The organism is Sinomonas atrocyanea, assembly GCF_001577305.1.
Taxonomy (GTDB): domain Bacteria; phylum Actinomycetota; class Actinomycetes; order Actinomycetales; family Micrococcaceae; genus Sinomonas; species Sinomonas atrocyanea.
The window spans coordinates 1,317,427-1,341,974 of sequence record NZ_CP014518.1; the positions used below are offsets into that span (position 1 = coordinate 1,317,427).

At 68.0% G+C, this 24,548-nt stretch carries 24 protein-coding genes; 7 read left to right on the forward strand and 17 right to left on the reverse strand.

The annotated features are described in order from the left end of the window. Nucleotides 1-30: 30 nt before the first annotated feature. On the reverse strand, nt 31-699 hold the full coding sequence (locus SA2016_RS06210; RefSeq protein WP_066496654.1) for a hypothetical protein: 669 nt from the start codon (nt 697-699) through the stop codon (nt 31-33). A gap of 368 nt (nt 700-1,067) precedes the next feature. On the opposite strand from SA2016_RS06210, the gene SA2016_RS06215 reads away from it, so the two are divergent. Beyond that, entirely contained in the window at nt 1,068-3,872 is a 2,805-nt protein-coding gene (locus SA2016_RS06215) for an AAA domain-containing protein (RefSeq protein ID WP_066496657.1), read from the forward strand. 18 nt (nt 3,873-3,890) lie between these two features. On the opposite strand, the gene SA2016_RS06220 is transcribed toward SA2016_RS06215, so the two are convergent. From SA2016_RS06220 to SA2016_RS06240, 5 genes are read right to left on the reverse strand one after another with little or no spacing between them, the layout of a single operon-like run. Continuing rightward, entirely contained in the window at nt 3,891-4,181 is a 291-nt protein-coding gene (locus SA2016_RS06220) for a type II toxin-antitoxin system RelE/ParE family toxin (RefSeq protein ID WP_066496660.1), read from the reverse strand. Beyond that, on the reverse strand, nt 4,178-4,411 hold the full coding sequence (locus SA2016_RS06225; RefSeq protein WP_066496675.1) for a type II toxin-antitoxin system ParD family antitoxin: 234 nt from the start codon (nt 4,409-4,411) through the stop codon (nt 4,178-4,180). Before SA2016_RS06225 ends, SA2016_RS06220 begins: the two co-directional genes overlap by 4 nt. Before the next feature lie 58 nt (nt 4,412-4,469). Then, nucleotides 4,470-5,231 (reverse strand): IclR family transcriptional regulator, encoded by a 762-nt coding sequence (locus SA2016_RS06230; protein ID WP_066496689.1) that lies wholly within the window; start codon nt 5,229-5,231, stop codon nt 4,470-4,472. Between the two features lie 44 nt (nt 5,232-5,275). Next, on the reverse strand, nt 5,276-6,598 hold the full coding sequence (locus SA2016_RS06235; protein WP_169803054.1) for an MFS transporter: 1,323 nt from the start codon (nt 6,596-6,598) through the stop codon (nt 5,276-5,278). A gap of 32 nt (nt 6,599-6,630) precedes the next feature. After that, nucleotides 6,631-7,044: a cupin domain-containing protein gene (locus SA2016_RS06240; RefSeq protein WP_066496691.1), complete on the reverse strand. Its 414-nt coding sequence runs from the start codon at nt 7,042-7,044 to the stop codon at nt 6,631-6,633. Between the two features lie 129 nt (nt 7,045-7,173). Here SA2016_RS06240 and SA2016_RS21370 point away from each other — a divergent pair, with 129 nt between their 5' ends. Continuing rightward, nucleotides 7,174-8,103 (forward strand): DUF6282 family protein, encoded by a 930-nt coding sequence (locus tag SA2016_RS21370; RefSeq protein WP_066496692.1) that lies wholly within the window; start codon nt 7,174-7,176, stop codon nt 8,101-8,103. Then, nucleotides 8,103-8,870 carry an HpcH/HpaI aldolase family protein gene (locus tag SA2016_RS21375; protein WP_066496695.1) on the forward strand — a complete coding sequence of 256 codons (768 nt, stop codon included), beginning with the start codon at nt 8,103-8,105 and terminating at the stop codon, nt 8,868-8,870. Before SA2016_RS21370 ends, SA2016_RS21375 begins: the two co-directional genes overlap by 1 nt. Nucleotides 8,871-8,946: 76 nt before the next feature. Here the strand turns inward: SA2016_RS21375 and SA2016_RS06255 are convergent, their stop codons facing one another. Both SA2016_RS06255 and SA2016_RS06260 read right to left on the reverse strand, forming a co-directional pair. Further along, nucleotides 8,947-10,668, reverse strand: coding sequence for a DUF2075 domain-containing protein (locus tag SA2016_RS06255; RefSeq protein WP_066496697.1), 1,722 nt, complete (start codon nt 10,666-10,668; stop codon nt 8,947-8,949). Then, nucleotides 10,655-10,984 carry a nucleotide pyrophosphohydrolase gene (locus SA2016_RS06260; RefSeq protein WP_066496698.1) on the reverse strand — a complete coding sequence of 110 codons (330 nt, stop codon included), beginning with the start codon at nt 10,982-10,984 and terminating at the stop codon, nt 10,655-10,657. The genes SA2016_RS06255 and SA2016_RS06260 overlap by 14 nt, the downstream gene beginning before the upstream one ends. Before the next feature lie 21 nt (nt 10,985-11,005). Here SA2016_RS06260 and SA2016_RS21380 point away from each other — a divergent pair, with 21 nt between their 5' ends. Together SA2016_RS21380 and SA2016_RS06265 are read left to right on the forward strand one after the other, a co-directional pair. Beyond that, entirely contained in the window at nt 11,006-11,182 is a 177-nt protein-coding gene (locus SA2016_RS21380) for a hypothetical protein (RefSeq protein ID WP_157089118.1), read from the forward strand. Continuing rightward, on the forward strand, nt 11,182-11,811 hold the full coding sequence (locus SA2016_RS06265) for an aldolase/citrate lyase family protein (protein WP_066496702.1): 630 nt from the start codon (nt 11,182-11,184) through the stop codon (nt 11,809-11,811). Before SA2016_RS21380 ends, SA2016_RS06265 begins: the two co-directional genes overlap by 1 nt. Before the next feature lie 96 nt (nt 11,812-11,907). Here the strand turns inward: SA2016_RS06265 and SA2016_RS06270 are convergent, their stop codons facing one another. From SA2016_RS06270 to SA2016_RS21730, 5 genes are all read right to left on the reverse strand, one after another. Then, a complete protein-coding gene (locus SA2016_RS06270) occupies nt 11,908-13,986 on the reverse strand; it encodes a hypothetical protein (protein WP_141305633.1) in 2,079 nt (692 codons plus the stop codon). 55 nt (nt 13,987-14,041) lie between these two features. Further along, on the reverse strand, nt 14,042-16,240 hold the full coding sequence (locus SA2016_RS06275; protein WP_141305632.1) for a hypothetical protein: 2,199 nt from the start codon (nt 16,238-16,240) through the stop codon (nt 14,042-14,044). Continuing rightward, nucleotides 16,237-16,926 (reverse strand): hypothetical protein, encoded by a 690-nt coding sequence (locus SA2016_RS06280; RefSeq protein WP_066496705.1) that lies wholly within the window; start codon nt 16,924-16,926, stop codon nt 16,237-16,239. The genes SA2016_RS06275 and SA2016_RS06280 overlap by 4 nt, the downstream gene beginning before the upstream one ends. A 61-nt stretch (nt 16,927-16,987) precedes the next feature. Continuing rightward, entirely contained in the window at nt 16,988-17,401 is a 414-nt protein-coding gene (locus SA2016_RS20785; protein WP_306505427.1) for an aldehyde dehydrogenase family protein, read from the reverse strand. A gap of 356 nt (nt 17,402-17,757) precedes the next feature. Next, a complete protein-coding gene (locus tag SA2016_RS21730; protein WP_066496706.1) occupies nt 17,758-18,054 on the reverse strand; it encodes a hypothetical protein in 297 nt (98 codons plus the stop codon). Nucleotides 18,055-18,523: 469 nt separating this feature from the next. On the opposite strand from SA2016_RS21730, the gene SA2016_RS21975 reads away from it, so the two are divergent. Both SA2016_RS21975 and SA2016_RS20795 read left to right on the forward strand, forming a co-directional pair. Next, nucleotides 18,524-18,712 carry a DUF3761 domain-containing protein gene (locus SA2016_RS21975; protein WP_229710833.1) on the forward strand — a complete coding sequence of 63 codons (189 nt, stop codon included), beginning with the start codon at nt 18,524-18,526 and terminating at the stop codon, nt 18,710-18,712. Nucleotides 18,713-18,907: 195 nt separating this feature from the next. Next, complete coding sequence (locus SA2016_RS20795) at nt 18,908-19,837, forward strand: HNH endonuclease family protein (RefSeq protein WP_084249353.1); 930 nt, start codon at nt 18,908-18,910, stop codon at nt 19,835-19,837. 26 nt (nt 19,838-19,863) lie between these two features. Here SA2016_RS20795 and SA2016_RS06295 read toward each other — a convergent pair whose 3' ends face one another. The 4 genes from SA2016_RS06295 to SA2016_RS06310 form a co-directional block, all read right to left on the reverse strand. Continuing rightward, the gene (locus tag SA2016_RS06295; protein ID WP_066496708.1) at nt 19,864-20,703 is read right to left on the reverse strand and encodes an NAD-dependent epimerase/dehydratase family protein; all 840 of its coding nucleotides are present in this window, start codon (nt 20,701-20,703) and stop codon (nt 19,864-19,866) included. A 72-nt stretch (nt 20,704-20,775) separates the two neighbouring features. Next, a complete protein-coding gene (locus tag SA2016_RS21735) occupies nt 20,776-21,606 on the reverse strand; it encodes an alpha/beta fold hydrolase (RefSeq protein ID WP_066496709.1) in 831 nt (276 codons plus the stop codon). Nucleotides 21,607-21,683: 77 nt separating this feature from the next. Then, nucleotides 21,684-22,757, reverse strand: a complete 1,074-nt coding sequence (locus tag SA2016_RS06305) for a DNA polymerase IV (protein WP_442758772.1) — start codon at nt 22,755-22,757, stop codon at nt 21,684-21,686. 78 nt (nt 22,758-22,835) lie between these two features. Further along, complete coding sequence (locus SA2016_RS06310) at nt 22,836-24,524, reverse strand: glycoside hydrolase family 13 protein (protein ID WP_066496711.1); 1,689 nt, start codon at nt 24,522-24,524, stop codon at nt 22,836-22,838. Nucleotides 24,525-24,548 lie beyond the last annotated feature (24 nt).

Sequence of the window (24,548 nt, forward strand, 5' to 3'; positions counted from 1 at the left end):
CCCGCTCGCCCTCTCCGTTGACCTCGTCTTCTACCCGGGCGACCGCTCGGCATTGCGCTTGAGAACCGCGAGCATCCGGGCCTGCATCACCCACACGATCGGGGGGAAGATCCACTGCGAGAGCAGCCAGCGGGCTGCTCGCGGCCGGAAGGTCTCGTAGCCGCCGATCACGAGGCGCGTCCTGCCGCCGGCGAACTCCTTGAGCTGGAAGCCCCAGAGGCCTTCCGTGTAGGCCGAGGGGCGAGGCTGCGCGGGGTCGAGGGGCCTCCCCATGAGGTCGCTGAGCCCGTGGAGCCCGAGGAAGCGGTTCGGCTCGAGGGCGGCGACGGTCCAGGCGTCCACCGCCCCGTAGCGCTTGGTCCAGTACTTCACGGTGTCGCCGCGCTTGAGGTCCTGCCATTCGGGATGGATCCGGTCGGCGCTCGGCCGGCCGCCGTTGTCGAGGCGGTCCCACGAATACCAGCCGCCGCGGTCGCCCCCGAGCTGGACGAGCCAGGGCCAGACAGCCTCGGGCGGCGCATCGATCGTCACGGCCATCGTCGCGCCCCGTTCGCCGTCGGGGACGATGTCCGCCCCCGGGTAGGGGCCGGCGACCTCGTCACGGGTCGCGCCCCAATGCCGGAACAGGGGGCGGAGGGCTGCAAGGCACGCGATGGCCGCCGCGGTGGACGTGCCGAGGGCGGTGAGCACCTTCTTCATGCGTCCAGCGTCCCGAGCGACCCATGGACCCGCAAGGGGACAACGTCACCGCACGGTGCAGGGCCGTCTAAGGGCCGCAGACGTCGACTTGGCGCTCTATCAGCTCGGCCGGTAGGACGTACACGCGGCTGGTTATGTCTTGCCGGGAATTGTCCGGTGAGGCGCACGCGGCCTGTGCGGGGGAGAGCTGCGCCGGTGGCCGCCCCGCCTGGGTGGCCCGAGGGACTGGAGGTAGCCGGCGGGGGAGCCGGCGCGCCCGATGCCCAGCTCCTCGGCGGCTGCGTGAGCTGAGCTTTTGGCGCCGACCCCGTGACGCCCGCCGCTTCGATTGCGGCGATAGGCTCGGGGTGTACTCAGGGGGGGTGGCCATGATCGATCCGCGCGCCGAGGCGCTCCTTGTCTGGTCGACGGACCGAGGCGACTGGCAGGACAAGACCGCCGAGGTCGACTCTTACCATCGGGAGGGCCAGCACTTTCTCGTCCGGTTCGTGAGGGGAACCAGAACGTACCGCTATGGCCCGCAGAAGGTCCTGGTTCTCCAGCACCCGTCCTCGATGAGCCTCGAGGGCGCGTGGGTAGAGGCCGCCGGCCGGCGGGTCCCGGACCCCCGAGCGGCCTACCGGTTCGACGGACCCTCCGGAGCCTGGGTGCGGATCTTTGAGCGGCGCGGGGAGACTGAGCTGCACCACCTGCACCCCGAGCACAGGGTGCGCATCGAGGAAGACGTCGAACAGGCAGGGCTGGCGGGGCACGTTCTCGCCTACTGGCGGTCCATCGTCGCCGCCCTTCCGTCAGGGCCGCAGGGCCCCGACCCCCTCAAGCGTGAGTACGAACGCCTCACGACCGTGCATCCGGACAGCGTGCTTGCCCGGTACCTCACGGCGAAGCCGCTTGAACCCGCCGAACACGACGCCGTTCCGATCGCGCCGTTCTCCTCGAATCTCAGCCAACGTGCGGCCGTGGAGAAGGCGCTGCGCTTCCCCATCTCGGTGATCGAGGGGCCGCCCGGGACCGGCAAGACGCAGACGATCCTCAACCTCATTGCCACGCTGATCGCGAGTCCCGGCGCGTCGGTCGGTGTCGTCGCGTCTAACAACGCCGCCGTCGAGAACGTTCGGGACAAGCTGGCAGGGAGGGGCATCGGCTATGTCGTCGCGGATCTGGGGCGCGCCGAGAAGCGGGAGAACTTCCTCAAGAGCCAGGCGAACCGCAACCATGCGATCGGCGAGATGCTCGCCGAATCGACGGACGACCCCGCGGATCCGACGAAGATCCGGGCGCTCGCCGAGCGGCTCACCACGGCCCAGCGAGCCGAATGGAACCTCGCGACGCTCCGGCAGGAGCGAGATGCCTACGGTCTGGAACGCGAGCATTTCCTAGAGTTCCTCCGGAGCCAGGACGTCGTCGGCGGCGGCCCGCTGCCCCTGCTTGGCCGGTCCTCAGAGACACTCATCGACTTCCTCGTTGAGGCGGCGCTCGAAGGCACGCGGCCCAAGCGGTTCCGTTGGTTGCGAAGCATCGTACGCCGGCTCAAGTACGGGTCGCTAGGCGGTGCCGCGCTGGGGGATACCGACCTGAAGCTGCGCGTCCAGGCGGCGTTCTACGACCGCCGCATCGCTGAACTGGACCGGGACATCGCGGACCACGAACGCCGGGTGGAGGACGGCGGCCTCGCCGGCATGCTCGCCGACCACCGGCTCCTGTCGGAGCGCTTCCTGCGCTCGGCCCTCCGCGGGCGCTACGGCTCACGCGGGCGCGTCCAGTACAGTCCGGACGCGATCCGGGCCGGTTTCCGCGCTTTCACCGTCGACTATCCCGTCATCCTGAGCACGTGCCACTCCCTCCGCCGCAGCATCGGCCAGGACAACCTGCTCGACTGCCTGATCATCGACGAGGCCTCCCAGGCGGACCTGCTCACCTCTGCACTTGCGATGGCCTCATGCCGGCGCATCGTGGTCGTCGGAGACCAACGACAGCTGCCACCCATCGTCGGGGAGCGGCCCGGCGCAGGCGAGGTGCCGCCCGCGCCGTCGTACGACTACCGCACGCACAGCATCATGTCCTCGCTCCGACAGCTCTATGGAGATGCCCTGCCAGTCACGATGCTCCGCGAGCATTACCGCTGCGATCCGGCCATCATCGGGTTCTGCAATGAGAAGTTCTACGACGGCCAGCTCATCCCGCTCACTGAGGGCCCGCGCCGGCCACGGCCGATGATGGTTGTGAGGACGGCCGAGGGAAACCACATGAGGCAATTCCGCGACGGCGGTCGGGTCAACCGGCGAGAAGTTGACGCCATCATCGACGAGGTGATCTCCACGCACTGCGCCGGTATCCCCCGGGCAGAGATCGGCATCACGACGCCGTACCGGCGGCAGCTCACGGAGCTGCAGGGCCGCCTGGGCTCGGCGGCAGACCTCATGGACATCGAGGCAGACACGGTTCATCGGTACCAAGGCCGCGAGAAGCGTGCGGTCATTATGAGCGCTGTCCTCGACGACACCGCGGCCGGTCGAAGCGGCGTGAAGTTCGTCGACGATGCCCGTCTCGTGAACGTCGCCGTTTCTCGCGCGAGAGAGCGTTTCATCCTCGTCACCGATCACCGAATGCTGCCGACGAGCAGGAATCTGCGCGACCTGATGGGCTACATCCAGTACCAGGATCCGGCTCAGCTCGTCGACAGCAGCATCGTGTCCGTCTTCGACCTGCTCTACAGCAGCTTCTCCGCGCGCCTCCGGCCGCTTGCGGGGCGGGTGGCAGGGCATCTCGGGCAACGGTCGGAGGACATCGCCTGGACGGTGCTGCACGGCATGCTCGGCGAGGAGCCGTACCGGGGCCTCAAGGCGGTGCCCCAGGTGCTCCTTCGCCACCTCGTGCCCAGCCGCGCTCGGCTGAGCGCGGACCAGGCGGGATTCGTGCGCCGCGGGTCCTCGCTCGACATCGTGGTCTACAACCGGCTCACCCGGGCCCCGGTCCTGGCGATCGAGGTGGACGGCTTCGCGTTCCACGACGACAACCCCGTCCAGCTGGCGAGGGACGAGCTCAAGGACCGGGTCCTAGTCGCGATCGGGCTGCCGTTGTTACGGCTCTCCACGACCGGCAGCGGCGAGGAGGAGCGGATCAGGAATGCGCTGGACGCGGCGCTCGCGGGGATGCACCATGGCGTGCGATAGCCGGCGGCGGAACGGGACCTAGAAGTGCCGGGTGGGGTCCATGCGTTGGTGCAGGATGCGGATCACGTCGACCGTCGTATCGGTCTCGACGTAGAAGATCAGGTGGCTGCCGATCGCGTAGCGCCGGTACCCGGCGCGGATCTCGTCGCAGGGGCGGCCGCGATCGGGGCGGTCCGCGACCCGTTCGATGGCGCCGCGCAGCTCTCCTACGTAGATCTCGGCCTGGCCGAGACCCCAGCGGTCGGCTGTGTAGTCCCAGATGGATGAGAGGTCCTGTACCGCGGCCGGCGTGAGCCGGTACTGCTTCACGGGCGCTTCGCGGCGATGAACGCGTCGAAGTCGAAGGGTTCCGGCTCGCCGCTGGCCTCGCCCGCGCTCAGGGCTGAGCGCAGCGCGGAGAGTCGGGCCTCCTGATCCTCCAGAAGCCGGAGGCCGGCACGGACAACCTCGCTCGCGGACCCGTAGCGGCCCGTCGCGACCTCGTGGGCGAGGAAATCGGAGAAGTGGGCATCCAGGCTGATCGACGTATTGCGCGCCATGGACCAATGATACCAAAGCTTGGTACCCGGGACGCCAGATTTACGCCAGCAGGCTTTGCTATGCCGCCGTCGACGCCCCGAGCAGCCCCGACAGTGCGGCCGCGGAGGCCTTCAGGTCGGTGATGTGGCGCCCCTCCGCCGAGGTGTCCAGCACCCCGACGGGGGCAACGAGGGCGAGGGTCGCGATGATACTCCCGCCGGCGTCGAACACCGGCGCGGCGACCGCGGCAACGCCGTCGATCACCGCCTCGCTCACCGCGAACCCGGCGCCGAGGGCCTCTGTGAGCTTCCGCTCCACCTCGCCACGCGAGGTCCCGAGCTTCGCCAGCGCCCGCTCCCGCACGGCCGGCGAGCCCCACGCGAGGAACGCGAGCCCCTGGGCGGACTGCGGCCCGAGCGGCGCCCCGATCCGCACCGTCATGTTCACGGACTTCCCGGCAGGCTCCTTGGACGCGACGGCCACGGCGCTGGAGCCCGTCCAGAGCCCCAGCACCGCCGTCTGGCCCGTGCGCTCGGCGAGCGTGGCGAGGAGCGGCTCGGCCACGTCGATGATCTTGGGCCCGGTCAGCATCGACGCGGCGATGCCCATGATGAGGGGCCCGGGCCGGTAGTCGTTGTCGTTGATCCGCTGCAGGAACCCCTCGGAGGCGAGGGACTGGAGGTAGCGGTGGGCGGAGGTCCGCCCGATCCCCAGCTCCTCGGCGACGTCGTTGATGCGCACCTCGGTGCGGTCGGAGCTGAACATCCGCAGGATCTGCGCGCTCCGGCTCACCACCTGCAGCCCGCCGGCCGGCGCGGCGTCGTCCCTCTCCGTTGGCATAGCCCACACTCTAGCCCGTGCCACGGCCCGCACCGGCGCGGCCGTCACGGCCGACGCTCTGCGGCGATCGTGTGCTCGGCGAGGTTGCGGTCCTTGGTCTCCGGTCCCCACAGCGCCCCGACGATGAGGCAGATCCCGCCGACGCCGAGCAGCACCGTGGGCGTGAGCTTGAGCGGCATGAGCCCGGACAGCGCGGCCATGTAGAAGGCGTAGAACGAGGGGATGATGAGCGCCAGGGAGTAGCCGACGCCGTAGCCGGTCGCCCGGATCTCCACGGGGAACCGCTCGGACATGTACGCCCCGATGGCCCCGAACGCGGGCACGCCCAGGAGCGCGATCGCGGCGACGGCCACGGTCGCGGCCCAGAAGCCCCTGACCGCCCCGGAGGCGAAGAGCACGAACAGCGGGATCGCCAGCAGCGAGCCGACGCCGCACAGGACGAAGAACGCCCGGCGGCCGATCCGCTGCGAGAGCATCCCGAACAGCGGGTAGGCCACGGTCACCACGGCGAATGCGATGATCATCAGCGTCGAGGTCTGCACCGCGCTGAGCCCGGTCGTGGTCGCGATGGTGGGCGGCAGGATCACGATCGAGGCGTTCGAGGAGAACCACACGCCGGTCATGAGCAGGAACGCCTGCGCGAGCGGCTTGCGGTTGGGCCCGGCGAGGAGCTCCTTGAACGGGTTGACCCGCTTGGTGGACGTGTTCTCCCAGGCCGGGCTCTCCTCGACGCCGCGGGCGTACGCGATGGCGAAGCCGATCGAGATGATAGCGCCCACGATGAACGCGATCCGCCAGCCCCACTGCGAGTAGGCCGACGTCGGGCTGCCGGCGGGGGCGAACGTGAGCACGAGCAGCGTCAGCGCCGAGATCACCACGTAGGAGGACGGGAAGCCGAGCGCGATCAGGCCGGCGTTGCGGCCGCGGTTGCGCTTGGCCGAGTGCTCCATCGCGAGCGGCACCGCGCCGGTGTACTCGCCGCCGAGGAACACCCCGCCGATGAACCGCAGCACGATCAGCGCCACCACGCCGGCGATCCCCACGCTCTGGTAGCCCGGCAGCGCCGCGATGAGCCCGGTGGCCACTCCGGCGCCGGCGACGGCGACGACGGTCGCCTTCTTGCGGCCCACCTTGTCCCCGAGCCAGCCGAAGATGATGGACCCGAGTGGGCGCGCCACCAGGGTGGAGGCGAAGACGAGGCCGCCGAGGATCGCCGTCGTGGCCGGCCCAATCGAGGCGGGGGTGAAGAACGCCATCGCCGGGGCGAGGGCGATCACCGGCAGGTAGATGTCGAACATGTCGATGAAGAACCCGGCGCTCGCGCCCACCACGGCGCGGCGCTCGTGCCCGGATGCCGCGGTGCCCACGGTCCCAGTGTGGCCGTGCAGAGCCGGCGCCGTCATGACTGCGCCCCGATCGTGAGCGGCTCCTTGTGGGCCAGGTTCGCCACCCAGGCGGTGAGGTGGGCGTAGTCGGCCCGCGGCGGGACAAAGATGTCGATGTTTACGCACGGCCCGGAGGTCACGTCGATGTAGTGCTCCTTGCCGCGCTGAACGAGCATGAGGTCGCGCGGGCCCATGTGGTGGGCCACGCCGTCCACGTAGTAGTCGGCCTCGCCCTCGAGGATGAACACGAGCTGGTCGAAGTCCTCGTGCGAGTGGGGGCGGAGCTCGAGGCCCTTCTCCACGGTGTTCCACACGATCATGACCTCGTCCGTGGCGTAGGCCTTGCGGGTGATGCCCGGGCGGGCGACTTCGAGCGGGACGTCGTCGAAGCTGACGACCTCCGAGTAGAGCGATTCGTTGAGGGACACCGCGATCTCCTTTGACCTTGTGTTCCGTTTATCGGAACAGCTTGTGCGCAATGTGGAACGAGCGTAGCATCGCGATCACGGTCACTGTCAATGCCCCTCGAGGGCGGAACCAACGGAAGGACAGCAACGATGCTGAAGCCCGAAGGCCACGAGCCCGTCACCATCGACGACCCGGAGGTCGCCGCGATGCTGGACGGCGCCGTCGACCTCCACGTCCACCCCAGCCCCTCGCCGTTCCCGCGCCGGCTGCCCATCGCCGAGGCGGCGTGGCAGGCGCACGAGGCCGGGTTCCGCGCGATCCTGGTCAAGAGCCACCACCACTCGATGGTCACGGACATCCGCGCGGCGTCCGAGGCGCTCGGCGGCCTGCCGATCCCGGTGGTCTCCGGGGTGGCGCTGAACAACTACGTGGGCGGCCTCAACCCGTACGCGGCCGAGCTCGCGCTCGCCCAGGGCGGCCGGATGGTCTGGTTCCCCACGATCTCCTCGCACGCCCACATCTGCGTGCACGAGGCCGAGGGCCAGAACATGCGCTTCCCCACCAACAACCTGGGCCTGCGCCACACCACCGAGATCGGCATCCTCGACGCCGAGGGCGCCCTCAAGCCCGAGGTCCTGGACATCCTCGAGGTCATCAAGGCCCACGACGCGATCATGTCCTGCGGCCACCTCGACGCCGACCAGACGGAGCGGCTCATCGAACAGGCCTCCTCCATGGGCATCAAGCGGATCCTCGTGAACCACCCGAACTTCGTGATCGGCGCCGAGCCCGAGCGGGTGCGCCGCTGGGTGGGGCTCGGGGCGCGGATCGAGCACTCGATCTGCCAGTACGACGACCGCACCTCGTTCTACCAGTGGGGCCTGGACACCCTGCTCGGCTTCGTCCAGGCCGCCGGCGTGGAGAACACGCTGCTCGGCTCCGACCTGGGCCAGGCGAACAACCCGCTGCCGGTGGACGCCTACGCGCGGATGGTCCGCGGCCTGCTGGACGCGGGCGTGTCCAAGGAGGATGTACGCCGGCTCATCGCCGACAACCCCGCCGATCTGCTGGGGATCTGATGTCGCTGCCTGTGTCCCTGCGCGAGCTCATGGCCGAGCGACCCGTCCTCGGCACGTTCCTGAAGATCCCGCGGTTCGAGATCGTGGACGTCCTGGCCCTCTCCGGGTTCGACTTCGTGGTCTGCGACTACGAGCACTCGCAGATGTCGGTGGGGGAGGCGTGCGACGTGGTCCGGGCCGGCCGGGCGCGCGGCCTGCCGGTCCTCGTCCGGGTCCCCGCCCTCGACCGCGGCGACATCAACCGCCTGCTCGAGGCCGGCGCGGCGGGGATTCAGCTGGCCCGCGGCTCCGGGCGCGCGGCGGGGGAGCTGCGGAAGCTGGTCTCCTACCCGCCGCTGGGGACCCGGTCGGTGTCGCTGGCGCAGCCGGCGGCGGACTATGGGATGGGGGTTTCCTTGGCTGCGCACTTCGAGCGGTCGAACTCCACGGTGCTGGCCGTGGGGCAGTTCGAGACCGCCGACTACGGCGACGGGATCGACGCAGCCATGGCCGCCCTGGACGTGGCGTTCATCGGACCGGTGGACCTGTCCGTGGACCTTGGCACGCCGGGGCAGCTGGACTCCGCGCCCATGCGCGCGGCGGCGGAAGCGCTCGAGGCTGCCGCTGCGGCCCGCGGGGTGCCGATGGGGATCTTCGCCGGCTCGGCGGAGGCCGCGGCCGACGCGGTGGCGCGCGGCTACCGCTACATCGTCGCCGGCTCGGACCTGACGATGCTCGCCGGCGGGGCGACGCAGTTCAGTGGGCTGCTGCAGCCCGCGGCTGGTTGAGCAGAGTCACGGTGGTTGAGCGGAGTCGAAAACACGGACGACGGCGGGTGCCCGGCGCGGCGGGGCCGCTCGGCGATCACGTGGCGCGAGGGATGAACCGACTCAGGTACGCGCGAAGGGCGGGATCGCAGACGTAGACGTAGGTGCCTCGCATTCCACGGGTGAGCAGAACGCCGTAGATGTTGACGATGTACTCCAGTAGCTGCTCGTCTGAATACACGATGCCGAGACGGGGGTTGTTCTCCTTGCCCTTCTTGTCGTGATAGCTGCTGCGGTCCGACACGATGCGCTGCAGCATGGGGTCGTACTTCAGTTCGGGCCCGATGATGACCCCGGCGTAGTTGAGGTCGTACCCCTGGACTGTGTGGATCGACCCGACTTCGTTGACCGATTTCGGTGAGTTGATCCAGTCGCGGTCCGTCGAGTTCCAACGGAGCCGGCAGCCGTCGATCTCGATGTCGTATGCCTTGGGATTCTTCTTGCTGACCCAAGGCCAGGCATACCCAGCGACGAGTCTCGCCAGCTTGGACTCATGCTCCTTCTCACGGATCTTCCCGAGCATGTCTGTCAGATCCTCGTAGAGCGCGAACTCGTACTCGTCGAACCGCTGGGGCTCGGGCGCAGATTGCGTGAGCATCGACCTGACGTAGGTAACGTAGTCCTCACCAGCGTGAAGGCGCATCTGGGTCAGCAGGCGGTACAGACGGTGGTCGTCCTTGGCCCCGGAGAGCAGAGATTCCATGCGCTCTCTAGGCAGGTCGGCAGGACGGACGCTTTGGGCGGCGTCGACCAGGAAGATCTGGTGGGTGCTCTGCTTCTTGATCCAATCGAGCTGCGTAAGCGCGTCGTCGTCCGACCCGAACAGGCGCTCGTTGATCGTTTGGAAGTCCCTGTTGCGCACACCTGAGGACTGGTTCGCGCGTTGCGAGAGCCGATGGGCCTCGTCGACGATCAGCAGATCGTATGGTGCTTCGCTGAAGCCGACGTCGAACTGCGATACGACCATATTCTTTGTCAGGCCCGGTGTCTTGGCGAAGACATTCTGGAGCGACTGGCGTAGCGATTGCTGAGGTACCACAATTGCCACGCGGAAGTCGCGGAGAAGGTCGGGATACCCCTCCAGAAAATACTCCGCGAAGATCGAGTCACTCTCCACGACGTCTTCGTTGTGGTGCGATCGGATGTCGCTGAGCAGCTTCATAAGGTAGATCGCAACGATGGTCTTGCCCGTGCCGGGGTCACCTTGGATGACGATGGTGCTCGGCCGGCCGTCCTCAAGATCCTCGAAGAGGCCCTCCAAGATGTCGTTGACGGCTCCCGCCTGGTCTTGGGTCAGCGCCTTGAATGGAGAGAGCTTGAAGAGGTCGCTGTTGACGATCTGAGGAATCGTCTGACTGAACATGCCCTCCTTGCGGAGGGTCTCGAAGACCTGGTCGAACGTCTGCTGGTACTGGCCTCTGTCGTAGTAATCGGCATCGGTGATGCCCTCATTGCGGTTCTCCACCGTGAACTTGCCGTCGCCCGCGAAGAACCGAATGAGGTAAGACTCGAGATCGAGGCATGCTGACTTGTTGAAGCGGTCGTCCACGATGACCCGAACGGCGTTGAGGCTGCCGCGGCCGTTTGCGATGTGCTGCGTCATACGGGTCGCCGCATTTAAGGACTCGCCGACGTAGATGCTGCTGTCGTTGTTTAGCGTGTAGACCACCGGCCAGTTGCGGTGGCGTGTGTCCCCCGCAGCCCATAGTTTGACTGAGTCACTGTCGAGCGCGAGGCGCTCGATCCTAAAGCTGGTCATGCTTGGTGCTCCGTCCCCGCGAAAGCTCGACTGGGTATTTAGCGCGGGTGACCTCCAGCTTCTCGAGCACGACGTCTAGCGGGTCCAGTCCCAATCGGTCCGCGAGGAGCAGGCAATAGGTGAGCACATCGGCGAGCTCCTCCTGTACGCGTGAGCTATCCTCCGGTGGCCCCCACTGGTAGCACCCCAGCAGCTCACCGGCTTCAATGGACACACTCTTTGCGAGGTTCTCGGGTGAATGAAATTGCTGCCAGTCGCGCTCACGAACGAATTCGCGGAGCTCTCGCAGAAGGCGTTCGAGACGGTCCTGACTCACGCGCTCCACGCTATCAACAGCGTGCGACAATTCGGGCTGGCTGGAACTGGTGGCGGCTCGGACCTGGGCCAGGCGAACAACCCGCTGCCGGTGGACGCCTACGCGCGGATGGTCCGCGGCCTGCTGGACGCGGGGGTGTCCAAGGAGGACCTGCGCCGGCTCATCGCGGACAGCCCCGCCGATCTGCTGGGGATCTGATGTCGCTGCCTGTGTCCCTGCGCGGGCTGATGGCCGAGCGACCCGTCCTCGGCACCTTCCTGAAGATCCCGCGGTTCGAGATCGTGGACGTCCTGGCCCTCTCCGGGTTCGACTTCGTGGTCTGCGACTACGAGCACTCGCAGATGTCGGTGGGGGATGGGTGCGACGTCGTGCGGGCCGGCCGGGCGCGCGGGCTTCCGGTTCTGGTGCGGGTCCCCGCCCTGGACCGCGGCGACGTCAACCGCCTGCTCGAGGCCGGCGCCGCCGGGATTCGGCTGGCCCGCGGCTCCGGGGCGGCGGCGGGGGAGCTGCGGAAGCTGGTCTCGTACCCGCCGCTGGGCACCCTGTCGGTCTCGCTCGCGCAGCCTGCAGCGGACGACGGCATGGGGGTTTCCCTGGCCGGGCACTTCGAGCGGTCCAACTCGACTGTGCTGGCGGTGGGGCAGTTCGAGACCGCCGACTACGGCGACGGGATCGACGCAGCCATGGCCGCCCTGGATGTGGCGTTTATCGGGCCCGTGGACCTGTCCGTGGACCTCGGCACGCCGGGGGAGCTGGACTCGGCCCCGATGCGTGCCGCGGCGGAGACGATCGAGGCGGACTACGCATGGCAGGCCACCGGCAAATAGGAGGTTCCCTAGACCGGACCGCCGGAAGTCAACGATGAGCTGGCCGTCGCGCATGGCCTCCTCCATCAGAGCTTGATCGCACTCGCGGTCCGTCGACTACCTTGATTGCGACGGGGCTGTACGGCTGCCCGGCACAGCGACGAGCACCATGTGTCGACTTACCGGGTCACCCTCGATTTCGAACTCAGTGTGACTGATGAGCGTTTTGATGTGAGGGGGCGGACCTGTGGGATCGAAGGCCTTGTGCCGGAGAGCGACGAGGAACCCAATACGGATGTCGTTGCCCTGGTAAGTGGCGGCCTGCTTGAGATACGCAGTCCGATCTTCCATAGGAACGCGAGTAGCGTCGACCTTCATCTCGATGTGGAGGGCGAAGCCATCAAACGTCAGGCGGATGTCGACGCGGCCTCCGCCGATGTGCGAAACTTCGTACTCCGCGCGATTGCCGAGGTTTCCGACGAGGAAGTTATACAGGTCGTCGTGGATGGCATTTTCGTTAGCCGCGGGGTCGAACAGGTACTTGTAGTGATTCGACTGGCCGTTGGTCCGACTGGCCACGAAGTTGATGATGAGGACCAGGATCTCGTCGACGATCGGGATGACATCGCCCTTATAGTCCGGGCTCCTCGCGAGTTTCTTGCGGAGGATGTCGAGCAGCTCGGTGTGCACGAGATTGAGGTGACGGCGTGCGGTCGCCACGTGGTCGAGCCGTTCTTCGATCGCGGCGAGCGTCGCCGGTGTCATCTGTGCGATGAGTGAGGCGTCAGGCGAACCTGGGGGAACTAGCGTTCCGATCACGGGCGGTAGCGGCGCCGACCGGACGGCGCCGTCGACTTTTCCCGACGTCTCGCCACCCTTCGCCGCGCCTCGTGCCACTTTCAGGATCGTTCTCGCGGCGTCTAACCGCTCATGCAGATCCTTATCGTCACATGTGGTCGCGGTGCTGGCGAGCTCTGCCGTGTACTCCGCAAGGTTGCAGAGATGACTCGAGTTTGAAGCGAAGCCACACTCTATGACTGGCTGGATGAGGTCTTGAACGCCAGCAATATCAGCATCTCGACTGCCCACGCGGAATGTACGGGAACTGAGGTAGACGTTGAGGAGGCCATTGATAACGACCTCGGTTTGGTAAAATCCGTCCTTGCCCAACTGTGTATGCAGTTCATTGAGGTCGGCGGCGAGACTAGCCCAAGCCCTCAGCGCTGCGGTCTTGCTATTGCTATACCAGTGATCCAACCCGCTCGAGTCGACGCAGAATTGGCGCACTTGGTCCCGGATGCCACCGAGCGCGTCAGCAGAGAGAGATTGACCGCCGAACGCATCCATAGGATCGCCCGTAAGAATGCCTGCGAGTAGGTCCCGCAATCCGAGGATGATCGCGAACATCGGACGGGCGTCGGGGCGCCGGTAGGTTGTGGCCGCCACCTCAAAATACTTGGCCGCCTCTTCGAGACGCGGGTCCATGTCGGTGAGTGTTGGCGCCCGCAAAGCGGCGACGAGCGCTGCCATTGCAAGCGCCCATGCCGCGTCAGATTCAACCTCTTCGGCAAGGACTCTGTCACCACCATCTACTGGATCGATACCGCCGACAACACGAACCACGCGCAAGAGTGTCTCAGCCTGCGGCGAGATGTCGATCGCTGTGCTGATTGATCGGATCACGGCGCGCGCCATCGGCGCAACCACAGGCTTCTTGAATTTTTCAAGGATCGCCAATAGCCCAAAAAGAGAACCATGCCCGGCTGCAACTAAACAGGTTAGAGCCTCAAGGGCGCCAGCAGACAGCAAATCGGGTATGGGACCACGGGCGGGGTGCGCAAGGAACGCTGCGGCCTTGAGCTCTAGGCCAGCGGCCAGCGTGTCGCCAGCAAGTTTAACGGCGAACGCGCTGGTGAGCAGCGGCTCGATGGAGGCCGCGAACACTGCCGGCTGGTCAGTAATGAGAATTGCGTCTGCCACAGCCGAAAACGCAGCCGCAACGTCCTCACCGCCAAGATTTGCCTCACGTACGATGAGATTCGACACGATAGGAAGGGCAGGGGTCCCGGCAAGGGCTGTGGCTTCCGCAGCGACGCGAGTCCAGCCACCAAGGTCGGCCACCGCGGTGGGCGGGAACGGCTTCCCGCCGGAGGCCCGCGCCATATCCAGAACAGCATCAGCGAGGCAGTTGCTCATGTCCCTCCGTCCGTAATGTTGTTGCGCGCCATTTCTGCCCAAGGACTACCAGGGGTCACCAGACGAAGCTGTCGCCCTCAGCGATAAGCCGGTTATTCCCGGGCAACAACTCCACCAAGGGACCTGTGCTCCTGGTGGCGACGATGATCTGCATTGGTGCCTCCCGGGCCACATCCAGCAACGCCGACAGCATCGTGGCTAAATCTCCGTCCGGCATCTCCTCGGCGGCCGGCGAATCAAGCAGCAAGAAGCCTGGATGTCGTCCGATTCCCTCGATGTATCCGTGCTTGATCAGCGAGATAACAGTGGCAATCTTCAGCCGAAGTTGTTCACCGTGTGTCACCTGACCGTACGTCGATTGGTCGCCGTTCTGCCGCAACGTCATGTTTGCTGCGCCGTCGAGCTTGATGTTGCTCAAGCTGTCCGCTCCGAAGTTCACAACCAAGCGTTCGATCTCAGCCGAGATTCTTGCCAGTAGGGGGTCCTGATGGCCCTTTACCCATCTGCTGAGGACCCTCTCCGCGGCCTCGGCGACGGCCAACTGGATTGGGTCGATCGGAGATACATCAACGGGTGAGGCAGGAGTGGCGAGAGCTTGCGCCGCGCCTTCTGCGCGAGCCAATTCGATCTCGAGCAGCCGACGATCCTCGACCGCCTGAGCCAACACCGCATCCAGTGCGGTCTCGGTGACGAGCCCGTCGTGGGTCACCTGAAGCTCGTCGATCTGTTTCCGCAGTCCAGCCATGACGATCTCGACCCGCGCGGCGGCTTCCTCAAGCGCCTCGATCTCTGTCTTTGGTGCTAATTCCTCCCCATTGTCCTCGGACACGGCGGCAGTCGCCCCCACCAATGCGGTGGTGACCGCTTCGTCGACAGAGCTGGCAACGACGACGTTCACCTTCAAAGCTTCAAGGTTCAGGTCGCTAGTGCAGACCGAGCACTTATGCTGCTCCGGCTCGGCGGCTCGCCTGTCCGCCGTCACCCCGGCGGTACACCGAGGACACACGGTCGGCTCCATTTGATGGAAGAACTTGGTCAGCAACGCGTGCTCGTACTCGGTGTGATGTCGTGCCCTCGCCGCTTTTAACTGCTGCCGGACGGTGTCTGCGGCGACCGACTGGCTCAGCAGTTGCGTCTCCGATTCATGTATTTGGCGTACGAGGTCGCTGATTCTGGCATTCGTCTGCGCGAGTTTTGCTGGGTCGGGAGTGCCCTCCGGGAGTTCAGCGATTTTCGCCTCTACCGCCTTCGCAGCCTTCTGTGCGGCAGCCAGAGACCCTTCCATCGCTTCAGTCGCGGTCTTCGTTCGCTCAGCTGCGGCCTTCCGCTTCGCTTCTAGGGACCCGGCAACAGTCGATGCGGTGGCCAGAACTGGTACCCAGTCGGTACCGATGAACATCTGCATAAGCCGGACGCTGAGGGTCGCCTCCTTGCCGATGATCGACTTCAGGTCCTTCGGCCGAACCCACAGCGCGTTGACATATGAAGCCCACTTGTGAGTAACCGGCTTCCCTGATTGCGACACCGTGAAGCTCTCCAGGCGCAGCCGGTTCAACATCACCGAGCTCATCGCATCCTCGAATGCTTCGTCGTCGTCGAATGTCGCTATGACGGGGCCATGCGCCCCATTCTCTTCGATGACAGTTACCGAGCCGTTGCTAACATTGCCGTTGTCTGCATCGAATGCGACGCGAAGCCTCTCAGTGCCAACAACCCAGTCGATCTCCACGTGCTCGACCCACCGGCGTACTGCGACGGAGAACACCGCGCAACGGCCTGATAAGGACCACAGGAGAATCTCCACGACGCTCGACTTGCCTCGCAGGTTGCTGCCTGAACCGATGCCGTTCACACCGTCAGGAGGCTCCCACATGAAAGCGAAGGGCACTAGCGCCTGAAAAACAGCAGTATTGGACTCCACTCTCTCGGTGCCATCGCCCCGGTAAACATCCGGATCAGCGCCCACGATTTCCGCACAGCCGCCGCCCACGCTCACGATCTGTTGCTTGTCCGGGTCACCACCCATTTTCTCTAGAGGAAAACCGGCCGCCTCTGGATGCGAAGGGTGCAGCCGCTTCGTCCCTGAGAACGACACCCGGGACACTCTCAGATGAACTGGCACGCCCTTAGAAGCCGACGTAGGTATCCCCAGATCGTCCAGTATCGTGTCAACTGCGCGCACCTCTAGCTCTAGCCGGTTCTCCTTCTGGCGGCGCCGTAGGACCTTGACGATCTCCTCCGCGAGCGTGCTCACAGGCCGCTACCCCCGGCCCCAGCGACGTCTAGCGCCAGACTGTCCAGGCGCTTCCGCACGTGCTCAGCGATCGGCGCAATATCCAAGCCGAGCTCCGTGCCCGCGTAGGTCGCCTGCTCGTACTGCCGTTCTTTCAGCTTGCTACCCACTGTGTCTCCCGCTACCTTCGCCACCAAATCCGCCTGCCGCGCGTACCATCCAAGGACTGGGTCGGTCGTCAGCTCGACCACCGCCTGTTCTCCCGCAGGCGTCAGAAACATCTGGTTCCGATGGCTCTTGGCTCCTGGCTCTCCTGACCGCCGGAAGGTCGCCAAGCCGTATGTCTCCAAGAGTGCCATCGCGTCGTCGATTGCTTCGTATGCGCCGTAGAACCACCGCGGCATCGGGTAGTAGTGCAGATCCGGCTCGGGGTCGTTGAGCAGGCTCCGGGCTATGGTCAACATCTCCGTTCCCAGGGCACCTGAAGCAACCGCCGAAATCAATTCGTCAGCCAAGTAGTCCGGGTTCCTCATCCAGAAATCCATTGCTTGCAGGCGCAACTCGCTTCGAACCGCCTTCACCGCCGAAGGCGGATCAGCATCAGCCACCGCCTCCCCCGTCCGGTCCATCAGCACGAGGAGGCGGATCGCGTGCTGCGTGCGCGTGTGGGCCGGTCGTTCGATCGGAATGGCGACGTCTACCGCCATCAAGCACCCCCGTCTACTATGACCGTTCTGATCCCATCGAAAATATCGAGAAGAGTCGTCTTCAGCTGTAATTTTGGCGCGTGTCGCGGTGGCTCAAGTTGTTCGAACTATACTCGCGGCCGTCATGACGGACCCAACGACCCCCCTGATCGAGGATGGGCCGGCATAGCGGCTGGTGTCTCCGGGGTGATGAGCGCGAACGCGCCCGTCGCCTCCCGCCGCGTGGTGATCGGGTGGCCGGGGCGCCGGAGGGCAGCACGTCCCCGGACGGCGCCCAGCCGAGCGAGCCGAAGAAGCGCAGTACGTCCGCGGCGCGCTTCACCTCGCCACCGGCCTCGACCAGAGTCTTGCCCTCCTCGCGCACGAGGTCCGCGGCCACCTGCCCGGCGCGCTCCTCGAGCAGCGTCGCGGCCTTGAGCAGGACCGCGCCGCGGGCCGGGGCGGGCAGCGCGGCCCAGGCAGGCTGGGCGCGCACGGCCGCGGCGACGGCGGCACATCCCGGACAGCACTCGTCACAAGGGCGTGCTGCCGGACCCAGTCCGCAAGCGGGATCTCGCGGCGGGTCAAAAAGTCTTGACGGCCCTTGTGCGCGGGTCCACTCTTGACCTTGCTCAGCTCAATGGCGATCCCCAAACAAGGTCTTCGGCGGCGCGAGCTGCAATTGACTACAACTGTATCCATTGGGGGAGCGATGAACGCAACACGCAATTGGGGTCCGTCAACTTGGGTGGGTGCGTCGATAGTCGCACTGTTGCTCCTGCTGACCTTCTTCACTCCCATCTCTTTTGTCTGGGTCTTCTTCCTTTTCGGCACCACGTTGGTGACGGCTCTCTACGCGCTCATCACGGGACGACATTCCTGGTTGCGGTTCGGGGGTCGCAAAGTGGCGGCGATCGGGGTCGCCGCGTCCATCGTCGTCGGCTTCACGTCGATGGCGGCGGCCGCCGCCACCATGCCAGTACCGGCGGCAGTCAAGGCCTCTCGGAGCGATACCGCCCCCCAGGCCACAAGCAGCGCGACCGCGTCACCCGCATTGTCACAGACAACGCAGCTCTCACCCTCGCCGACGCCAACGCCCCAGTCTTCGACCGCCGAGCCCTCTACGACGGCATCGTCCGCAGTGACCACATCGCCGTCCGCGGCGCCGCAAGTGGCCTATTCAGCCGCTGTGCGAGCTGCGGGCGGTGCGGTTCTTCCGGACAAGGCCACTACTCCTGGGGCGACCAACCCCGCGGTCACCCAATCCACCATTGGTGCAACCATCTGCGTGACGGGCTGGACGGCACAGGTCCGGCCCCCTGAGGAGTACACCTCGAACCTCAAGGTCTCCCAGCTCGCCGGGGGATACACGTATAGCGGCGGCACCAATCCAGCTGACTACGAGGAAGATCACCTGATTCCGCTCGAATTGGGTGGCGCTCCGTCTGACATCCACAATCTCTGGCCAGAGCCGTCCAACCTCACCTCAGGAGGAGCCAAGTCGAAGGACGAGCTTGAGAACAAGCTCCACGAACTCGTATGTGCCGGAACTCTGGGGCTCGGGACGGCCCAACAGGCCATCGCCTCTGACTGGTGGGCCGCCTACGGCACCTACGTCGTGGCTCCGGCAGCGCCAGCGCCGGCTGCTCCGGCCCCGGCAGTACCCGCCCCTGCGGCTCCGGTTCCTGCCCCAGCTGGAGGGCCGGCGGGAGCCACCGCACTGTGCGTAGACGGCACATACTCGTATTCGGCGCACCATAGCGGAACGTGTTCGCACCACCATGGAGTCGCGGTCTGGTACAAGTAGCTCCGCGGCCTACGCGGTCGAGGCCAAGACATTGAATCGTTAGACGCGGGAACAGGCCGTCCCCAGGGAAGGGTGCGGCGATCGCCTCCCCCCGGGCTCAGGATTGGCTCAGGAGATCGTGAGAAACCGGAGCTGAGGGAGCACTGCCCAGCACAATGGGGGCGAAGACTCACTCACATCCCGGGGGAACACTCAATGCCGCACCTGCACCGCCCGCACCCAGCCACCGCCAAGCGCCCGCTCGCCCTCTCCGCCTTCCTGGCAGCCTCACTCGCTGTGGCGAGCAGCGCTGGGGCGACGGCCGCGCCCGCCCAGGCGGCCGGCGTCGTGCCTCAGACCACGACGACCACCACCTACGCCGCCCCGAACCCGGAGCCGGTCTACGGCACCGAAGCGGCCGCCCTCCTCGAGACCATCCCGGTCAAGGGCCGCGCCCCCAAGACGGGCTACGACCGCTCCCAGTTCGGCTCGGCCTGGCTCGACGTGGACGGGAACGGCTGCGATACCCGCAACGACATGCTCAACCGCGACCTGACGGACATCGCCTACGTCACCTCCGTCCCCTGCACGGTCGCCTCCGGCACCCTCGCCGACCCCTACACCGCCACCAGCATCGCGTTCCTCCGCGGGATGGGCACGAGCGACGCCGTGCAGATCGACCACGTCGTCGCCCTCTCCGACGCTTGGCAGAAGGGCGCCCAGCAGCTCACCTATGAGCAGCGCGTGGCCCTGGCCAACGACCCGCTGAACCTCCAGTCCACCGACGGGCCCACCAACGAGCAGAAGGGCGACGGCGACGCCGCCACCTGGCTGCCGCCGAACAGCGCCTTCCGCTGCGCGTACGTCGCCCGCCAGGTCTCCGTGAAGGCCACCTACAGCCTGTGGGTCACGCAAGCCGAGCACGATGCCATCGCCGGCATCCTCGCCCAGTGCCCCGGGCAGCTGGCCCCCACGGACCAGCCCGATCCGTCCGCGCCGCAGGCCCCCGCCCCGGCGCCGGCGCTGCCCACCGTCACGCCCGGCTCCTACTGCAGCACGGCGGGTGCCCAGGGCGTGAGCTCCACCGGCGTGCTCTACACCTGCAAGACCTCGGCCACGGACACGCGGCTGCGCTGGCGGCAGTAGCCGGCACGTAGCACGGGCGGGCTACGTCACGCCCGCGGCGAGAACATCGGTGGCTCGGGCGAGGAGAACACGCCGCCGATGCAGCGCCGGTCCCACTCCGAGCCCTGGGCGGCCCCGGCCGCGTCGGCCGGCAGCTCGCCGGCGTAGGCCTCGGCGTCGTCCTCGGGGAAGAAGCCGATGGCCCGGCCGCCGTCGGGGGAGAGGTAGCCGCGGGTGTTGCGGGAGACGCCCCACACGATCCGGAAGCCCTTCGCCGCCTCGGAGAGGGCGGCCTCGAACAGGCGCCCGGCGTCGGCGGGGGAGAGCCAGGTGCTGAGCATGCGCTCGTTCTCGGGCCTGGCGAACCTCGAGGCGATCCGCAGGCACACCACGTCCAGGCCGTGCCGGTCCGCGTAGAGGCTCCCGAGCGCCTCGACCGCGGCCTTGGACACCCCGTAGAAGGTGTTCGGGCGGACGGGGACGTCGTCTGGCAGCAGGTCGCCCTCCGCGGGCACCGGTGTGTAGCCGGTGGCGTGGATCGAGCTCGCGAGCACCGCCTTGGGCACGTCGGCCGCGCGCGCCGCCTCGAGCACCGCCTGGGTGCCGTCGATGTTGGTCCGGGAGATCTCCTCCCAGCTCGCCTCGAGGGGGATGCCGGCGAGGTGGACGACGGCGGCGCAGCCGGCGAACGCTTCCCGCAGCCGGTCGGCGTCGTGGATCGAGCCGATGACCCACTCGCAGCCCATCGGGTCGGCCGGCTCGGCCTGGTCGAGGCAGACCAGCTCGTACCCGCAGCGGCGCAGGTGGGGGATGATGTCGCGCGCGAGGCTCCCGGCGGCGCCGGTGAGGGCGATGCGCCCGCGGCGTGCGGGCTGGGGTTCGGTCATCGGGTCGGGGCTCCTTTCGCCACGGGCCAGTCTGCCAGTGGCCCGCGGAGTCCCGCGGGAGGCGGAGCGCGCCTACGCCGCCTGCGCGAGGAACCGGCGGAAGGCGGAGAGGATCACCTCCGAGGGCCGGTGCAGGGCGCCGTGGCCGGCCCGCGGGACCACGAGGCTGGTGCTGCCCGGGAGGGCCGCGGCGACGCCGGCGGCGATGGTGCGGAAGTAGCCGGGGCTGTGGGCGCCGGCCAGGAGCAGGAGGGGGACCGCGATGCCGGCGTACCGCTCGGCGGTCTCGCGGCTGCCGTCCAGCAGCGCGAGCTCGTGCGCCAGGGAGGGCACCATCTCCCTCCAGGCGTGCCCGTCCCTGGTCAGGTGGGCGACGCTCCACACGAGCGCCCGCGCGGCCGGGTCGGGCAGCGGCACCCTCGCCATCACGGGGTCGATCTCCCGGGAGAAGACCACGACGGCGCCCACGTGGTCGCCCCTCGCGGCCGCGGCGGTGAGGGCGGGGAGCATGCTGGTCGGCAGGCACCCGCCGACGTTGACGGCCGGGTCGTAGACCGCCACCCGGCTCACCGGCAGCCGCAGCGCCGCCTCGAGCGCGATGCCCCCGCCGAAGCTGTGGCCCAGGACCACCGAGCTGCCCGTTGCGTCGAGGACCGCCTGGAGGTCCGCCAGCTCGGTCTCCATCGAGTAGTCGGCCGGCTGCGGGCCGGAGCCGCCGCGGCCCCGGCGGTCGTACAGGTGGATCGGGAGGGTCGCCGAGAGGCCCCGGGCGAACCTCGCGTAGGCGGCGGTGCGGATCAGGCTGCCCCCGGCGAGGACCGCGCCTGGCCCGCTGCCGTAGCTGTAGAGGCGCAGGGAGCCGCCGTCTGCGGTTCTGATCGAACGGATCTGGACGGCGACCACGGCGGGCTTCTTCCTCGATGAGTGCGCTCCCAGCCGCGACGATGTGGGGACATGGTAGGCCCGGACAGGCCTCGCCGTCACCAGCCCGCGCGGGTGGGCGTGTGCCCCTCCCTGGCATCCTCGGGCATCGCCAGCTCCGCCCGCAGGCCGAGGAGCCGGATCGGGCGCCCGGGCTCGATCGAGGCCGCGAGCTCGAGGGCGCGGGCGACGACCTCCCCAGGGTCCGAGGTCTCGGGGATCTTGCCCCCGTGCGTCGTCGTGTCGAACGGGGCATACCGGACCTTCAGGGTGAGCCCCACCACCGGCCGCCCCTCGGCCGCGACGTCCTCCAGGACGCGCGCCGCCAGCTCCCGCACGGCCGCGTCCACCTGCACCAGGTCGGTCAGGTCGCGCTGGAAGGTCGTCTCGCGGCTGTGCCCGCGCGCCACCCAGGGCGTGCTGTCCACCACGCTCGAGCCGTCCCCGCGCCCCAGCTGCGCGTACCACGGGCCCATCTTGGGGCCGAACTCGGGGACCAGGTCCTGGGGATCGGCGGCGGCCAGCTCGGCGACGGTCCGGATGCCGAGGGTGGCCAGCCGGGCCGAGACCCTGGAGCCGACGCCCCACAGCTCCCTGGTGGGCCTGCCGCCCATGACCTCGAGCCAGTTTCCGGCGGTGAGCCGGAAGACGCCGGCCGGCTTGCCGAAGCCGGTGGCCACCTTGGCCCGGACCAGGGTGTCGCCGATCCCCACGCTGCAGTGCAGCCGCGTCCGCTCCAGGACGGCGGCCTGCAAGGATCGCGCGTAGGCCTCCGGATCGTCGGTCTCGACGCCCACGAAGGCCTCGTCCCAGCCCAGCACCTGCACGGTCGCTCCGGGCTGGGCGCGCAGGGTGGCCATCACGGCGTCGGACGCCTCGAGGTAGGCCTCCCGGTCCACCGGGAGGAAGACGGCGTCAGGCACCTTCCGCGCGGCGATCCGCAGCGGCATGCCGGAGCGCACCCCGTAGACCCGGGCCTCGTAGGACGCGGTCGAGACCACGGCGCGCTCCGTCGGGTCCCCCCGGCCGCCCACGATGACGGGCCTGCCCGCGAGCTCGGGCCTGCGCAGCACCTCGACCGCTGCGAGGAACTGGTCGAGGTCCACGTGCAGCACCCACGGGTTCTGGCTCACCCCCTCAGTGTGCCCTCCTGGAGCGCCCGGGCGGAGCAGGCCGACGACGGCGGCTCGGCCCGCCGTCGTCGGCCCACCTCAGACCCGCACCCAGGCGGTCGCCTCGCCGGGCAGCTTGCCGCCCTCGACGGGGGCGCTGGCCAGGAGCACCTCGCCCTCGGGCAGCTCGACGGGCGCCTCGCCGAAGTTGGCCACGACGTGCCAGCCGCCCGGGCGGGCGAAGTGCAGGACGTCGCCGGACGAGGCCTGCCAGTCGAGCTCCTCGGCCCCCTGCAGCCGGTGGCGCAGCGCCAGCGCCCGCCGGTAGAAGGCGAGGGTGGAGCCGGCGTCGGCGGTCTGGACGCTCGCGGCGTAGTCCCGGAACCAGGCCGGCTGGAGGAGATGGGAGCCGTCGGCGCCGAAGCCGAACGAGGTGCCGGTGGGCTCCCACGGGAGGGGGACGCGGCAGCCGTCGCGGCCCACCTCGTTGGCCCCGTTGCGGAAGTAGATGGGGTCCTGGCGGTCCGCGGCCGGGATCTGCCCCACCTCCGGCAGGCCGAGCTCCTCGCCCTGGTACAGGTAGGCCGAGCCGGGCAGGGCGAGCATGAGCAGCGTCGCCGCCTTCGCCCGGCGCAGGCCCCGCTCGGCGTCGACCTCGCCCGGGTCGCCGCCGGCGAGCAGCCAGTCGAGGCCGTCGGTGCCCAGCCCGCGGCGGCCGGTCCCGTTGGGCAGGCCGTAGCGGGTGGCGTGCCGCACCACGTCGTGGTTCGAGAAGACCCACGTCGAGGACGCGCCGGACGCCGCGGCCAGCGCCAGGTTGTTCTCGATGACGGTGCGGAACTGGCCCGGGTTGAAGTCGGCCTTGAGCAGGTCGAAGTTGAACGCCTGGCCGAGGCCCTCGGCGGAGGCGTACCGGGGGACGCGGTGCGGCGCGACCCAGACCTCGGCCACCGCCATGCGCGGCGGGGTGTACTCGTTGAACACCTTGCGCCACTCCGCGTACACGGTGTGGACCTCGTCCCGGTCCCAGAGCGGGTGCTCGCCCCCGCGCAGGACCTCGTCCGGGTCCGTGGTCCACAGCCCGTTCTGCGCCGCGGCCATATCCTTCTTCAGCCCGTGCGCCACGTCCACGCGGAAGCCGTCGACGCCGCGGTCGGACCAGAACCGCAGGGTCGTCAGGAAGTCCTCGTGCACCTTCGGGTTGTCCCAGTTGAGGTCCGGCTGCTCCTTGGCGAACAGGTGGAAGTACCACTGCCCAGGGCTCCCGTCCGGCTCGGTGACGCGCTCCCACGCGCTGCCGCCGAAGAGGGACTGCAGCCCGTCCGGCGGGAGGGCGCCGTCCGGCCCCCGCCCGTCCCGGAAGATGTACCGGCCGCGCGCGGGGGAGTCCTTCGGGGCGGCGAGGGCCTCGGTGAACCAGGCGTGCCGGTCCGAGGTGTGGTTCGGGACGATGTCCACGATGACCCGGATCCCCGCCGCGTGCAGGGCCGCGGTCATCCGGTCGAAGTTGGACAGGGTGCCGATGCGCGGGTCCACGTCGCGGTAGTCGTCCACGTCGTAGCCGCCGTCGGCGAGCGCCGAGGGGTAGAACGGGCTCAGCCAGACGGCGTCGATCCCGAGCTCGGCCAGGTAGGGGATCCGGGAGGTGATGCCGTTGAGGTCGCCGATCCCGTCGCCGTTGGAGTCGGCGAAGCTGCGCGGGTAGATCTGGTAGACGGCGGCCTGCCGCCACCAGTCGGCGTCCGCGCCGGCGAGCGGCCCGGCGTCGAGGGGCTGGGTCTCTGTCATGGGTCCTTCAGTGTGGGGTGGGGC

Bases quoted from the DNA above. Each gene is read 5' to 3' on its own strand.
- SA2016_RS06265 (WP_066496702.1), top strand. From the start codon at position 11,182: ATGTCGCTGCCTGTGTCCCTGCGCGGGCTGATGGCCGAGCGACCCGTC.
- SA2016_RS06255 (WP_066496697.1), bottom strand. From the start codon at position 10,668: ATGACCAGCTTTAGGATCGAGCGCCTCGCGCTCGACAGTGACTCAGTC.
- SA2016_RS06210 (WP_066496654.1), bottom strand. From the start codon at position 699: ATGAAGAAGGTGCTCACCGCCCTCGGCACGTCCACCGCGGCGGCCATC.
- SA2016_RS06280 (WP_066496705.1), bottom strand. From the start codon at position 16,926: ATGGCGGTAGACGTCGCCATTCCGATCGAACGACCGGCCCACACGCGC.
- SA2016_RS21375 (WP_066496695.1), top strand. From the start codon at position 8,103: ATGTCGCTGCCTGTGTCCCTGCGCGAGCTCATGGCCGAGCGACCCGTC.
- SA2016_RS06230 (WP_066496689.1), bottom strand. From the start codon at position 5,231: ATGCCAACGGAGAGGGACGACGCCGCGCCGGCCGGCGGGCTGCAGGTG.
- SA2016_RS06270 (WP_141305633.1), bottom strand. From the start codon at position 13,986: ATGAGCAACTGCCTCGCTGATGCTGTTCTGGATATGGCGCGGGCCTCC.
- SA2016_RS06225 (WP_066496675.1), bottom strand. From the start codon at position 4,411: ATGGCGCGCAATACGTCGATCAGCCTGGATGCCCACTTCTCCGATTTC.
- SA2016_RS21370 (WP_066496692.1), top strand. From the start codon at position 7,174: ATGCTGAAGCCCGAAGGCCACGAGCCCGTCACCATCGACGACCCGGAG.
- SA2016_RS06310 (WP_066496711.1), bottom strand. From the start codon at position 24,524: ATGACAGAGACCCAGCCCCTCGACGCCGGGCCGCTCGCCGGCGCGGAC.
- SA2016_RS06215 (WP_066496657.1), top strand. From the start codon at position 1,068: ATGATCGATCCGCGCGCCGAGGCGCTCCTTGTCTGGTCGACGGACCGA.
- SA2016_RS20795 (WP_084249353.1), top strand. From the start codon at position 18,908: ATGCCGCACCTGCACCGCCCGCACCCAGCCACCGCCAAGCGCCCGCTC.
- SA2016_RS06295 (WP_066496708.1), bottom strand. From the start codon at position 20,703: ATGACCGAACCCCAGCCCGCACGCCGCGGGCGCATCGCCCTCACCGGC.